A 13,184-nucleotide genomic window follows, 5' to 3' on the forward strand; every position below is an offset into this window, starting at 1 on the left:
CTTGCCAACACAGATCCGGCTTACGCTATAAAAGCCAGTCCAGCTCCAGTTCCGTAGGCATAAGACTCACATCCGGCTTGACCCGTTCTCCATGGAAATCGCTGCCGGCTGTGACGTGCAGGCCGTACATGTTGGCCAGTTTCAGATACCAGGCCGTCTGCGCCCGGGTGTGTTGGGGGTAATGGCACTCCAGGGCGTCCAAACCGACCTCTTTCAGCCGGGCCAGCAGGGCCTCCAGCTTTTCGTCCGGATAGCCCAATTGACAGGGGTGGGCCAGTACCGTCTTTCCCCCGTCGGCGTGGATGGCGGCGATGCAGTCCTTTGCTTCCGCTTTGAACCGCTCGATTGCCTGGTATTCCTCCGTATCCAGATAGCGGTCAAAGGCCTCCCGGAGGGAGGAGACATAACCCCGCTCCAGCATGACCCGGGCAAAGTGGGGCCTGGCCACCAGCCCTCCGCCGGCCAGGGCCTCCACCTCCGCCAGCGGGATATCCATTCCCTTTTCCCTCAGAAAGTCCGCAATGCGGAATTTTCGTTCCGCCCGGCTGGCCTGCAGGGTGCGGCACAGGGCCTCCAGCGCGGGATGCTCCGCACCAAAGCCCAGGCCCAGGATATGGAGGTGCCGGTCCTCCTTGGCCCCCAGCTCCACGCCGCGGATCACCGTAAGCCCCAGCTCCGCTCCGGCCCGGAGCCCCTCCTCCAGGCCGCCAGTGGTGTCATGGTCCGTGATGGCCAGGCACCCGATGCCGGCCGCCTGCGCCCGGCAAACCAGCTGCCGGGGCGTATACTGTCCATCGGAGGCCGTGGTATGGGTATGTAAATCTGCCCTGAGCCTCATACCGTCAGCCCCGGAGCATCTGCGGAAAGCATTGCTCATAGGTGAGAATATCCTGCTGCGTGTCGCATTCCAGCCAGAGCTCCTCCACAGGAATGGTCTGGATGGGAAAGCCCTGCAAAATCATGCCCTGAAGCAGGGTTGTCATGTCCAGCTTGTCCGCCGGCTTGGGCAGAGGCCGGCGGAGGGTCTGCCCCACCCAGTCCCAGCTCTGGGGCGTAAAGCGCAGCAGACCCATAAACTGGCCCTGGATCTGCTCCCGCCGCTCCGGCTTTTGCCCGATCTCCAGAAGGCGGCCGGAAGGGTCTGTCCGGAAGGTCTCCAGGTCCTCCAGGGGATTGTCCATCCGCTGCTCCCAAAGGGACCAGTAGCCCGAGTAGGAGGTGATGGCAAGGGGGGCCGGGCTGTCCATCAGGACACGGACCGCCTTGGGATGAAAGACAATATCAGAGTAGCAGACGATGCAGTCCTCCCGCTCCAGCCAGTCTTTTGCCATGGTGAGAGAGTAAAACATATTGGTCTGCTCCCAGTGGAGATTGTGAAAATAGGTTACGCCGGGAACCGTAAACAGCTCGCTTCGATAGCCGGTGACAATTCCGGTTTCTTCCCGCCGGACCCCGGCCTGCTCCAGGCTGTCCAGGCAGCGGTCCAACAGCGTCCGCCCGCCCAGCATACACATACATTTGGGTCTGTCCTTGGTGCGTTCACCCAAGCGGCTGCCCCGTCCGGCGGCCAAAATAACGGCCTTCACAGTGTAAATACCTCCTTTATCCACCCAACATCCCGGGGCCGAGGCGGGAGATACCGCTCCGGATGCCACATGATCCCATGTATCCAGGGATACGCCCGGTGCCCCACCGCTTCCAGCACGCCGTCCGGCCCCCAGGCCCTGGGGTACAGGGGCGGCGGACAGGCGGTGGCTCCCCAGCCGTGGTAGCTGTTTACGGTGTCTCCATTGTCCAGCGGATGCTCCACCCGGATGTGGCCGCTGACACGCCGCAGCGGCACGCCGAAAACGGAGAGCAGCATCTGCATCCCCCGGCACACCCCCAGCAGCGGCACCCTGTTTTCGATGGACCAGGCGATCAGAACTTCCTCCACCTCATCCCGCTCGGGCGCGTCGCCCCCATAGGCGCTCAGATCATTGCCGCCGGTCAGCAAAATTCCGTCCAACGGGGTCTGGCTCAGGATCTGCTTCACCGTGGGCAGATGGTTAGGCAGAATAACGGGGCAAAAGCCGCAGGCCTGGGCAAAAACCGCCCACTCCTGGGAAAGGGCGTCCCGCCGCTCCCCGGTTTGCTCCACCACCTGCACCCGCTGCGTGATGGCAATTTGCTTGCTCATAGTATCATGACCGTCCTGTTCCCGCAGTCTACCGCCAGCCGCCGGGCCGCGGCATAGCGGGCAAACTGCTTTTCCCCCACGCCGATGACGGCGGGAATCCCAAATTCCGCCGCCCGAATGGCCATATGGGAATTGGCCCCGCCGTAGGCGGTGATAAACCCGGCAATCTGATGGGAGAAAATCCAGTCATAGCCCGGGTCGGCCCCCTTGATCAGCACCAGCTTCCCCGTCAGCGGCTCCTCGGAGGGCAGCGTCACCGTCTCGGCGGTACATTGCCCCTGGGTGATAAAATTTGGCACGCCGTCGGGCTGGAAAAAGCTGTATACCTGCCCCTCTTCCCACAGCAGCGGCGGAAGGGTCAGCCCAGCGGCCGCCTGTGCCATCGCCTTTCCCTCCCGGATGGAATCCCGCAGCACCTGGCCCAGGTCGCCGGCGGACGAGCAGAACTCCATCACCCGCCGGATGGAGACATAGGACATCTCCTCCCGGCTCAGGCCGTACGCCTCACCCAGTTGGGCCAGCAGCTCCAGCACGTCGGAGAGGGTGCGGGTAAAGACGAATTTCGCGTACTCCCGGCCCTCAATGGCCTGCTGGATGAAGGCAAACAGAGACAGCACATCGGCGGAAAGCCGGTGTTTCTCCAGCAGCTGCTGAAGGCGCGTAAACTGCTCCAGGGAAAGCTTGAATACCGCTTTGTCCGACGTCACCTGCCGGGGAAGGGCCGTGTCGAAGTAGCGGCTCTCCTGGTCGTACCGGGGCGAGCGGATGTCGTAGGTCCCCGGCCTGAGATGGCCGTATTTTTCCAGAAAAGCCTGCCGGGACAGGCGGGAGAGATCTTGGGAGATATTTTTCCCCACCGTGGCCAGGCTGCCCAGGTAGGCCGCCCGCTCCTCCTCGGTGAGCACCCCCACCGCCACCATGGAGCGCAGAAACTCCACCGCGATAAAGCCCGCCCGGGCCAGCCCCGCAAAGGGCAGCGTGCCGTAGCGTTTGCAGTATTCCAGCAGCCAGTAGATCTTTTCCACCGGACTTAACTCGCTGTCCAAAATCTGCCGGTGCTTGGTCTGCAGAATTTCGATCTTGCGGGCGTCCTTTTTCCACAGGCCGTCCTGACAGATGATGGAGTTGGTCAGCGCCCGCAGCGCCTCCACCAGACAGTCCTCCTCCTCCCTGGTAAAGCCGCAGGCGTCCAGACGCCGTACCCGCTCCGGCAGGTCGAAGGGATAGCAGGTGAAGGCGATTTCAAACTCGATCTTGTCGTGAAACTCCGGGTGCAGCCGCAGCTGGCTCAGATAGTGCTCCGTCAGCTTTTCCGCCAGCTCCCCCGGCAGGCTTTTGGGCAGGAAGGAGTTGAAGCTCACCCGGGCGTCGATGTAGGGCAGCCCCCGGAAATTCTGCATCAGCGGAAAGGAGCGCAGGTTCCGGTAGCCGTAGTTGTCCCGCTGGTAGGCCCACACGCCGTCGGTGATGATCTCCAGATACAGGCTCAGGGCCAGGGGGCGGGGCCGAATGCCGATCATTTCCGCCGGGTTCCAGTCCGGCATCACGCCGTAGACCGCGGTGCGGCCGCAGAGGTCGGGATGGGGGCGCATGGAGGCCCGCAGTTTCTCCTGGATCTGCTCCAGGCAGCGGCTCTGCTCCTCCAGCCCGGCCAGGGGCCGGCGCAACACCAGGGGGCGGACCTGGAGCAGATAGAGCACATCCTCCGCAATGGCAAATTCCAGGTCCAGGGCCGGGCGCTGGAAAAGCTCCTCCAGTTCCCGGCACAGGGCGATGACCCGGTCCAGGGGCGCAGGCGGGGGCACGGGGGAGCGCTTAAAGTGGTAAAAGGTCTCCAGCCGGGCGCCGGTGCCGTCTGTCACCGAGCTGGTGGAGCCGGTGGTTTTGTCGTAGTTCAGGATGTAATAGTTGCCGCCGGTGTTGGGGTCCGCGGTAAAGGCCACGCCGCATACCTGGACCCGCTCCAAACAGGGCTGGAGAAAGACCTGGTTTTCCGGGTCGTCCCCCATGGCGGCGGCCACCTGCTCCACGGCCTGCAAGATGGCCGCCTCACCCCGTACATGGGCAATGGAGAGGAATTTCCCCGCGTTGGAGCTTTCCGCCGTGTCCTCGCTGCGGGCGCTGCTCCGGACAATGAGAGGCCGGTTTTGCCATCCCGCCTCCCGCACCAGAGACAGCAGCCCTTCCGGCTCCAGCCCGCCCGTCCGCAGGCAGAGCTGAGGCAGCACCCGGGCGGTGGTCAGAACCGGCTCCAGCGCCCGCAGGGTGTCCGCCTTGCTGCCAAATGTTATCATAAAATCACCGCTTTGTGGAGCGGACTGTGAACGCGCGGGAGAGGTAGGGGACGGTGATCTCCTTCAGTCCGCTGATTTTTTCTTCGATCATCTGCAAGATCTCCTCAAACAGGGTGTCCCCCGCCTGGGCGTGGATATCGTTGACGGAGCGCCACGCGCCCATATACCGCTCTTTGCTCATCACGGCCTCATGGGGGCCTTCGATGAGGAACAGGTCCTCAAAACAGGGGGTGCAGAGCAGCTTCTCCTCCATGTCCGTCATGTTCATTCTGGACCCGGAGGAAACCCGCTTCAGATGGGGGACCATCTCCTGGATGGCGCGCTCAATGTCCATGTGGAATGGGCTGCGCTCCAGATCCCTGGGGTTCCAGATGGCGGTGAAACATCCGCCCGGCTTCAGGATCCGGTAGAACTCCCGCAGCGCCACAGGCGCGTCCGCCCAGTGAAAGGACGAGCCCATCAGCACCCAGTCTACACAGCTGTCCGGCAGGCCGGTGACCTCCGCCAGGCCCTTGGACCAGGTAAAGCTGGTCTGCCCTGCGAAAAGACGCATTCCCTCCTCCCGCATGGCGTCGTTGGGCTCTACGGCAAAGCCCCTCAGACCCAGCTGCGCCAGGTTCTCCGTCAGCTTTCCGGTTCCCGCGCCCACGTCGGCCACAGCGGAAACAGGGCCGTTCTTCTTCTCTATGTAGGCCTGGATCACCTGCAGGACCGTGAGGGAATAGCCTGTCCGATTTTTATAGGCCTGGGCAAGCTGAGTAAAATCTCCTAATTCCATGCTGCAACTACCTCCATAATTTTTTGCGCCTGCTCCTCCGGCGTTTTTTCTCCGTCATTGCAAAGGATCAGGTCAGGCTCTTTGGGCTCCTCAATAGCAAAGTGGACGCCAGCCACATCGTTTTCACCCTGACTGTAGAGCCCCTTTTGATCCCGCCGGCGCAGGGTTTCCATACTTGCCTTGACATATATTTCGCAGTATCCGGGGATATGGGTCCGGTTCCAGTCCCGCACGCTGTCAAACATGGAGATGGTACAGCAGACCACATCCAGGCCCTGGTCAAACAGCAGTTTGCACAGGCGGGCGTTGCGCATGGCGCTTTTGAGGCGCTGCTCCGGCGTATAGCCCAAGTCGTCCCCAAACACCTGCCGCAGCTGATCCCCGTCCAAGAAAACCACGTTGTCTTGTTCTTCCCTGAGCTTTTGGTAAAGCAGCGTTCCGATGGTGGTCTTTCCCGCGCCGGAAAGGCCGGTCAGCCAATAGACTCTACTCATGCAAAACCTCCGGTTGAATCAATTTGGGACAGACGGGATTGGCGCATGTATATCTTGCCCCAACTGCTCCGAAATGGTCTGATAGACCTTTTCCCCGCAGGTGCCGTCGGTGTTGGCGTAAACTCGGGCGGCAGCCTTCCGGCTGGCGCTGGGGGGCTCTCCCTGCAGCAGCCGTCGGATCAGGGCCTTCCAGGCGGTCTCCTCCTCCGGGTAATAGTGGAAGGCGTCCGGTGGAATCATGGAGTGTTTTGGCATTTCGCCATCCAGAAAGATGATAGGCTTCTGGGTCAGCAGGAAGGTATTGAGCAAAGAGCTGGACCCCGAGAGCATCACATCCGCCCGGGACATGGCCTGCAGATAATCCGGGCTCTCATCCAGCACCACATGGCGGGCAGCGCCTTGTCCCCCGCGGATTTGTTGGATCAAAGCCTGGTAGTGGGGCTCGTACTGGGGATAATTCTGTCGGATAAAGGTCTCGGTCAGCGGATGAGGGCGCCAGATCACCGCCGCATTGGGAAACTGCTCCGGGAGATTCAACACCCGCTCCACCACCTTCAGCACACCGCCCACATGGTAGAGCGTATTGAGGAAAAAGACCTTCCGGTTCTCCAGCCGCTCCGTCCACTCCCTGGGGCAGGGCGGGGGCGAGCGCAGGGCCCGCACCACGGAGTCCAGCTTGGGCGAGCCCAGAGGAAGCAGCTTTTCTCGGGGCAGGCCAAAGCGCACGGCGGGTTCGGTGAGGAAGTCGCCGGCCAACACCACTTTATCCACGTTTTTCAGGGAAGGCAGGCCGAACCAGAACTCCGGGTCTCCAGGCTGGGGAATAAAAAAGGGGGACACAAAATAGGGGACATAGACCAGCATATCCGCGTACTGCCGCAGACGGTCGGTGTGGTAGGCCGGCTCCACCTGGGTCAGCGTGTTATAGTGGTCGTAGATGTTGTGGAGAAAGATGACGTCAGGCATCTCCCGTTCCAAATCGTACTCGGCATAGGGGATAACGGGAGCCTTTCCCCAGAACTGGGGCCCCTCGTCGATCAGCTCCCCGGCCTCCAGGCCGTTGGGCCCGTTGTGAAGCGGGCGATAGGGGACGGGAACCACATGGGCGATGCAGTCCGGGTCCCGGGCCGCCGCCTCATAGATGGAGGCCAGCGTGCCCCACATCTGGATTTTATAGGGCATAAAGACCACCTTGAGCTGGGTGGGAAGCCGGCGGATCTCCCTCTGGAGGGTTCTGACATCCTGGAGCAGGGCCTGCAGATCCAGGTTATCCTTTTCCAGCGCCCGGGCCAGGTCCTGGGCCTGTCCCAGGGCCTTCCGGCCGGGCTCGCCCTCTTCCTCCAGCACAGAGGCAATCTGCGTCAGCGCCTGTACGCCGTCTTTGAGATAGACAGATGGTTCTGAGAGTGTGGGGAGAAGTTCCAGCAGCTCCGCTACCGTGTCCATCAGCGGCAGCAAACGCTTTTTCAATTGGCGCAGCATCCGAATACCCTCCTCACTGTAAAATATTGGTCGATATCAACTGCCCTCTCCGCTCGATCAGGTGGGCTACCTTCTGATAGGCGGGGCTGGCCTTCAGCGCGGTTACCGCCGGGTCATTGGGGTCGTACCGGGCCAAAATTTCCCACACCTTATTTGCCAACTCCAGCAGCTCGGGCGGCTCGGTCTTCTGCTTCTTCTGCCATTGTTCCAGTTGCTCCAGCAGATACTCTACCATTCGCTTCATACCGGGGGCGTTTTTCAGACTGGCCCGCAGATTGCGCACATAGGCCAGCTCGTCCCCTTGCGCCAAAGACCGCTCGGCCTGACAGCAATACCAGGCAAAACGGTGCATACCTGGCAGCACACAGAGCGTATCCTGACTCAGAATATCCGGGTGATAGTACCAGGACAGGAACTGTTCCGACTGCCGCAGGAACCCACGGTGCAGCTTCATCAGCTTCTCCGGCTCATCTTGTTCCCAATCCGCAAATTTGATTGCCCCGATGTACAAATCATAGTCCCAGAGACGCTCCATAGGAGAACGGGGCTCCTGGCTTGGCAGCAGATCAATGATTTGGCTTCCCAGCTTTCTGGCCAGATTTTCTGCGTATTCCGTGAGTTTTTCTGAGGATGCCTCAAAAAATGGTTCCGGCATAGGGAAGTAAAAAATCAATAATTTCAAAGGGACCAAAAAAGGTATATTTCCCCAGTTTTTAATATGTTCCGCCGCTGCATATGCCTCTTCCCCTTCCTCCGCTAGCATAACCTGGGCCGCATAGGCCAGGTCACAGTCTCCCAAAGCTACCAGGAGCGGGTATGCCGGCTTTTCCGGATAAAACTCATCAGGCTCCAGGTCGGTGGGGGGAACATAAAAAAACATTTCATTGGAGCGCGCAATAAACGCGTCCCGGCACAGCTTCCATTTCTTGTCCTCTTCCTCAGGCTCCGCTCCGAAGAAGGCTTTCCCGGCCCGTTCAAACAGAGCGGTCAGGTCAATATACTCCCAGGAAAAATACGCCACATTCAGCCATTTCCCCACATTCCCGGCGGACATCGTCTCCACGGGATGCTCCTCCATCAGGCGCAGGCACTCCTCCCACTCCCGCCGTTTGGCGTGGGCCATAGCCATAGCCAGTATAACGCTCTCACGACTGCTGTTACTTCCAGCCGCAATGGTCCCGCAGCGCAAGCCATCCGGTCCAAAATCACCTCGTTCAAGCCGCTCTATTCCCTCCAAATAGCTCTGTCCATGTGTCAGAACCTTGTCATACCCGCGGGCCTTTTGGGCCGTCATGACAGCCATATAATTAGCGTCAACCTGAATATAAGGAGATTGTGGATAAGCTGCCAGCGCTTCTTCCAGCCAATCCTGATATTCAGGCATACCCATTTCCCCGCCAATACGCAAGGCGTCCCGATAAGCGGCAGCCGCCAGAACGCTATTTTCCTCCCTGGCTTTTTTTAGCTGTTTCACCATCCGCCTCACATACCGGATCGATTGCTCTGCCGTATATGAGGATTCTACCGCCTGCATTAAATACAGAAGATTATCGGGGTCTTCCGCAAGCTGCTGCTCAATAAGCGCCATGTTGCGTTTTCCTTTTTCAGAGGCCGTTAACACACCGTTATGAATATATCCGTCGTGCCAGAGAACAGTTTTTCTCAGATAAATATAATTTCGCAATGCGGCGTTGGGCCAAATCTCATGTATCTTTCCTTCAAAACGCAGTCCGGTAGACATGTTTAGCAGGCGGTTGGCCTCAAAAGCTGTATACTGGCCGTCATCATTTGGGTCCACATAGTTGTTAATAAGCAGATATGCACTGGTATACGCTTTTGTTCTGGGATCATTTAAAAACGCTTTTATTTCCGCAATATCCGGGTCAAGGGTTTCATCGGCATCCAGCGACAGATACCAGCTGCCCGAGCTGCGGTCCATGACCGCGTTTCTGGCCGCTGCAAAGTCATTGATCCATGGAAAATCAAACACCAGGTCGGCATATTGCTCTGCCACCTTGCGGGTTCCATCCGTTGAGCCGGTGTCGGCCACGATCACCTCACAGGGAACAGCCTCCCTCAGCGGCTGCAGCGCTTTGAGGCAGCGCTCAATACAGCGGATCTCGTCCTTTACGATCAAGCCTATTGTCAAAAGCGGTTTTGCCATATGAAAGTTCCTTTCTTTTCCCATTCCCCGTTTGGTTGGCCGGTGTGTGATAGAAAAGGGGGCTGGCCGTATAAGGCCAGCCCCCTTTGTCTGATCTTTGTGCTGTGAGCCAGGTTCCCTTGGCTTACTGCAGCAGCTGCAGCACGCCCTGAGGCACCTGATTGGCCTGAGCCAGCATGGCCTGAGCGGACTGGATGAGGATGTTGTTCTTGGTGTAGGACATCATTTCCTCAGCGATGTCGGTGTCACGGATGGTAGACTCGGCATCCTGGATGTTCTCGGTCATGACGCTCAGGTTGTTGATGGTGTGGTCCAGACGGTTCTGAGTGGCGCCCAGGGTACCGCGGACATCAGAGACGTAGTTGATGGCGTCCTTGATGATGTTCAGGGCATCGGCAGCGCCAGTCTGGCTGCCGATATCCAGGTCAGCAATACCCAGAGCAGCAGTGTGGCAGTCCTTGATGGACACGGTCAGCTGATTGAAGCTATCGCTGGTGTCGCCAATCTGCAGGGTCAGGGAACCGCTGCCGGCAGCACCCATCTGAACGAATCCGGCCCAGCCGGTGTCCTGAGTCAGGTCAAACTTGCTGTGGTCGATGGCGCCTTCCCGCTCAGTCAGGGTAATTTCTGTATTGTTGAAACCCACGCTTACCTGGGAATTGCTGGCAGCGGCCTTGCTCAGGGCCTCGGCGGCACGCGCATCAAGGTCCGCAGTACCCACCTCGTACGCGGTCAGATCCACCACATTTTCCGCACCGGTAAATTTGCTGTTCTTGCCCACGGCAAAGGTATAGGTGGTATCGCCAATCTTAATGGCCGTACCGTCTGCAATATTCTCCAACTCAAAGGTAGCCTGCGCCATTCTGGTGGCGGTGGCCGCCTGGGCGGTGGTAATGGTCTGAGAACCGGTGTTGAACTTGCCGTTGTTGGTCATATTGGCTGCATTGGTTATGTCGACCTCAAAACCGGTCTGAATCGAAGCAGCGGCGCTGGCGGTGGGCGCGGCGGTCATCTCAAAGACCAGCTTGCCGCCTTCTTGGGAAAGCAGTTTGTAGGTAGTGCCACTGGCAACCAGCGTAGCATTGGTAAAGCTGGCAGCCGCAGCGATTTCCGTACCATTCATGGTGGTGTTTGCAGCCACTGAGACAGTAATGTTGGCGGTGCCGATGGCGATGGTAACCGTCTGAGCGGCGTTACTGCTGTTGGTGACCGTCAGCTCGGACAGGTCCACCTCAAACTTACCCTTCACAGCCTCAGTACCAGCCTGATAGGTTGCAGTGCTGGTTACATTGACGTCGGTCAGTCCGGTAGCGGCGCTGGACAGGGAGCCGTCCAGCAGGTTGATGCCGTTGAAGTTGGAGGAGTCGGCAATGCGGTCGATTTCGGTCTTCAGCTGCACAACTTCCTTCTGCAGCTGGGCGCGGTCGGTCTCGTTCTCGTAGGTGCCGTTGGCGGACTGCTCAGCCAGGGAGTACATACGGTTGAGCATGTCATGGACCTCGGTCAGAGCGCCCTCAGCGGTCTGCACCAGGGAGATACCGTCCTTGGCGTTGTCCTGGGCCTTGCTCAGGCCGGTGATCTGGGCCCGCATCTTCTCGGAAATGGCCAGACCGGCGGCGTCGTCGCCGGCGCGGTTGATCTTGTAGCCGGAGGACAGCTTCTCCAGGTTCTTGGACAGGGCGGAGGTATTGTTGTTGTAGTTGCGGTAGGCGTTCATCGCCATAATGTTATGCTGGATCCTCATTTCGCTTGCTTCCTTTCATTAGAAATGATTTTGGGGTAATGCTGCGTCGCGTTTCGATGTCCTTATCTCCACGCATTTGGCCTGGTGCGTCTGGGGCCGGATGCCGTGGCCTTTGTCATCCGGCCTTCTCCGCACGGATCTTCTATTCCAACCGGCTCGCGAGGCCGGGTGAAACCAAACAAAAAATAATATTATGCTGAGTGGACCGCCCGGCAATGCGGGCTTCGGACGCGTCTCCCGCTTTGGGGCGGGAGAGTTGCCCTCTCTTGTTCCCACCTGACGGCTCTGTGGGAAGTTCCGACCGAACCGGCAAACTCTTTTGCCGGTCAGGTCGGCACTCCCCGCCGCACCCATGGGCATTCACCGGCGTCCCGACCGGCATAGCGGGGTGGCTCCGGCAGGCTCAGGCGACGCCCGGCTGCCGTGTAACGGCCATAAGGCCGAAATCCCGGATATTTTGGGCGGTATTTTCCTCACGGAGCAGTTCTTCCCCACAGAGGGGGCACACCCAGCTCCTGGCCCGCGCCGGCAGGTTCTCATTCACATGGCCGCAGGCGTGACAGGTCTTGGCGGCCGGCGCGTAAGGATCCACGTCGATGTACGCCTTGCCCTGGGCCTCCAGCTTATAGCGCAGAAACGCCCGGAACATACCAAAACCGGAGTCCGGCACATTGCCGCCCTTCAGGCGTTGGGCCATCACATTCAGGTCGTCGCCCCGCACACACACAGCGTCCCAGGCGTTGGCTATCCGCCTGCTCTGCTGGTGTGCGAAGTCCCGGCGCTGGTTTGCGATGCGCTCATATTGGAGCCGGATTTTATGAAGCTGTGCCTCGTAATTTTTGGAACCTTGCTGCATCCGGGAGAGCTTGCGCTGCATCCGGGCCAGCTTTTCCCTGGCGGCCGCCATCTGGGGCGGGAGCTCCGGGCTGTGGCCGTTGCTGTCCACATAGAAGCGGGACATGGAGTAATTGAGGCCCACCGTCCGGGCCGGGGTTGGGATCACCGGCTCCGGCAGCTCAGCTTCATACCCGAAGGTTATGGAGCAGAAATATTTTCCTGTTTTTGTCTTGGTCATGGTCACGGACCGCAGCGACCACCAGTGCAGGGGTTTTCTGTACAGTCTGACCTGGAGCAGCCCCAGCTTGGGCATCTGCAGCCCGGCGTCGGTGAGGCGCAGGGATGGCCCCGTGTGATAGGGGCGGCAATACACGGTAAAGGAATCCTTCCGTGCCTTCTTGGTCTTGGGCTTGGGATATTGAAAGACCTTGGGGTTCCGGAAAAAATCCAGATATGCCTTGCGCAGGCTCTGGTGTACGGCGCAGAGGGCCTGACTGTCCACTTCCTTGAGAAAAGGGGCCTGCTTTTTGTATCGGGCCGGCGTGGGGATGTAGTGGATGTCCGTGGCGGCGTAAAACTCCTGGACGTCGGAGAGCATCTGATTCCAGAGGTAGCGGCAGCAGCCGAAGGTCTTTTCCATCAGCTGGGCCTGCTCAGGCGTGGGGTAAGCGGGAACCTTGAGAACGGTATACCGGCTTTTCCTGGTTTCCGTTGACATTGCCGTCCGCGCTCCTTTCCTTTACCCCCGGGCTGTGGACTCCACGGCGGCAAATCTGCCGCACAGAGCCTTCAGCCTCTCCCGCACCCCTGTGCTTCCATACGCCGTCATCAGCTCATCCAGCCTGTCCGCAACCTCCGTCAGCTCTCGCAGCGTATCTCTTCTCTCTTCCTCCGCCCGCTGATACCGCGCCTCACGCCGGGCCTTTTGTTCCAGCCACATCTCCTGGCGCTTCGTGTCGTATCTGCGCCTGGCCAGGCTTTTTGGACGCTCCGCCAACAGGCCGTCCGGACGCTCGCCTGAGCGTTCGTGGACTTCGCCCCGGAGTATGGGGATCTCTCTGGGGGCCTGGATCTCCACGCAAACTGCTGAGCCAGGCTGTTTGAATATCTGCAGGATGATGTTTTCGCCAATGGTGAGGTATTCTCCGGATTTTAGTCTCAGTGAGAGCACGAAAGCCTCCTTCTCCATCCAGGCGCATCCCTGCGCCGTGC

11 protein-coding genes are annotated in these 13,184 nt (G+C 59.6%); all 11 read right to left on the minus strand.

Going from position 1 to position 13,184, the window contains the following annotated elements; genetic code table 11:
• Positions 1-25: 25 nt before the first annotated feature.
• The 11 genes from B5F88_RS06860 to B5F88_RS06910 all read right to left on the minus strand — a co-directional run bounded on the left by B5F88_RS06860 (position 26) and on the right by B5F88_RS06910 (position 13,161).
• Entirely contained in the window at positions 26-838 is an 813-nt protein-coding gene (locus tag B5F88_RS06860) for a PHP domain-containing protein (protein ID WP_087343392.1), read from the minus strand.
• Positions 839-842: 4 nt separating this feature from the next.
• The gene (locus tag B5F88_RS06865) at positions 843-1,586 is read right to left on the minus strand and encodes a phosphocholine cytidylyltransferase family protein (protein ID WP_087343395.1); all 744 of its coding nucleotides are present in this window, start codon (positions 1,584-1,586) and stop codon (positions 843-845) included.
• Positions 1,583-2,179: a gamma-glutamyl-gamma-aminobutyrate hydrolase family protein gene (locus tag B5F88_RS06870; RefSeq protein WP_087343399.1), complete on the minus strand. Its 597-nt coding sequence runs from the start codon at positions 2,177-2,179 to the stop codon at positions 1,583-1,585. Before B5F88_RS06870 ends, B5F88_RS06865 begins: the two co-directional genes overlap by 4 nt.
• Entirely contained in the window at positions 2,176-4,473 is a 2,298-nt protein-coding gene (locus B5F88_RS06875; protein WP_087343401.1) for a PEP-utilizing enzyme, read from the minus strand. The genes B5F88_RS06870 and B5F88_RS06875 overlap by 4 nt, the downstream gene beginning before the upstream one ends.
• A 4-nt stretch (positions 4,474-4,477) precedes the next feature.
• Positions 4,478-5,251 (minus strand): class I SAM-dependent methyltransferase, encoded by a 774-nt coding sequence (locus tag B5F88_RS06880; RefSeq protein WP_087343403.1) that lies wholly within the window; start codon positions 5,249-5,251, stop codon positions 4,478-4,480.
• A complete protein-coding gene (locus tag B5F88_RS06885) occupies positions 5,242-5,745 on the minus strand; it encodes an adenylyl-sulfate kinase (RefSeq protein WP_087343406.1) in 504 nt (167 codons plus the stop codon). Before B5F88_RS06885 ends, B5F88_RS06880 begins: the two co-directional genes overlap by 10 nt.
• Positions 5,746-5,763: 18 nt before the next feature.
• Positions 5,764-7,227 (minus strand): hypothetical protein, encoded by a 1,464-nt coding sequence (locus B5F88_RS06890; RefSeq protein ID WP_087343411.1) that lies wholly within the window; start codon positions 7,225-7,227, stop codon positions 5,764-5,766.
• A 13-nt stretch (positions 7,228-7,240) separates the two neighbouring features.
• Positions 7,241-9,391 (minus strand): glycosyltransferase, encoded by a 2,151-nt coding sequence (locus B5F88_RS06895; RefSeq protein ID WP_162612129.1) that lies wholly within the window; start codon positions 9,389-9,391, stop codon positions 7,241-7,243.
• A 124-nt stretch (positions 9,392-9,515) separates the two neighbouring features.
• The gene (locus B5F88_RS06900; protein ID WP_087343415.1) at positions 9,516-11,135 is read right to left on the minus strand and encodes a flagellin; all 1,620 of its coding nucleotides are present in this window, start codon (positions 11,133-11,135) and stop codon (positions 9,516-9,518) included.
• Between the two features lie 403 nt (positions 11,136-11,538).
• Positions 11,539-12,690: an RNA-guided endonuclease TnpB family protein gene (locus B5F88_RS06905; RefSeq protein WP_087343418.1), complete on the minus strand. Its 1,152-nt coding sequence runs from the start codon at positions 12,688-12,690 to the stop codon at positions 11,539-11,541.
• 21 nt (positions 12,691-12,711) lie between these two features.
• Positions 12,712-13,161: a carbon storage regulator gene (locus B5F88_RS06910; protein ID WP_087343420.1), complete on the minus strand. Its 450-nt coding sequence runs from the start codon at positions 13,159-13,161 to the stop codon at positions 12,712-12,714.
• Positions 13,162-13,184 lie beyond the last annotated feature (23 nt).

Origin of the sequence: Flavonifractor sp. An306 (genome assembly GCF_002159455.1) — a bacterium.
GTDB lineage: Bacteria > Bacillota > Clostridia > Oscillospirales > Oscillospiraceae > Flavonifractor.

Bases quoted from the DNA above. Each gene is read 5' to 3' on its own strand.
- B5F88_RS06875 (WP_087343401.1), bottom strand. From the start codon at position 4,473: ATGATAACATTTGGCAGCAAGGCGGACACCCTGCGGGCGCTGGAGCCG.
- B5F88_RS06905 (WP_087343418.1), bottom strand. From the start codon at position 12,690: ATGTCAACGGAAACCAGGAAAAGCCGGTATACCGTTCTCAAGGTTCCC.
- B5F88_RS06900 (WP_087343415.1), bottom strand. From the start codon at position 11,135: ATGAGGATCCAGCATAACATTATGGCGATGAACGCCTACCGCAACTAC.
- B5F88_RS06895 (WP_162612129.1), bottom strand. From the start codon at position 9,391: ATGGCAAAACCGCTTTTGACAATAGGCTTGATCGTAAAGGACGAGATC.
- B5F88_RS06910 (WP_087343420.1), bottom strand. From the start codon at position 13,161: ATGGAGAAGGAGGCTTTCGTGCTCTCACTGAGACTAAAATCCGGAGAA.
- B5F88_RS06890 (WP_087343411.1), bottom strand. From the start codon at position 7,227: ATGCTGCGCCAATTGAAAAAGCGTTTGCTGCCGCTGATGGACACGGTA.
- B5F88_RS06885 (WP_087343406.1), bottom strand. From the start codon at position 5,745: ATGAGTAGAGTCTATTGGCTGACCGGCCTTTCCGGCGCGGGAAAGACC.
- B5F88_RS06880 (WP_087343403.1), bottom strand. From the start codon at position 5,251: ATGGAATTAGGAGATTTTACTCAGCTTGCCCAGGCCTATAAAAATCGG.
- B5F88_RS06870 (WP_087343399.1), bottom strand. From the start codon at position 2,179: ATGAGCAAGCAAATTGCCATCACGCAGCGGGTGCAGGTGGTGGAGCAA.
- B5F88_RS06860 (WP_087343392.1), bottom strand. From the start codon at position 838: ATGAGGCTCAGGGCAGATTTACATACCCATACCACGGCCTCCGATGGA.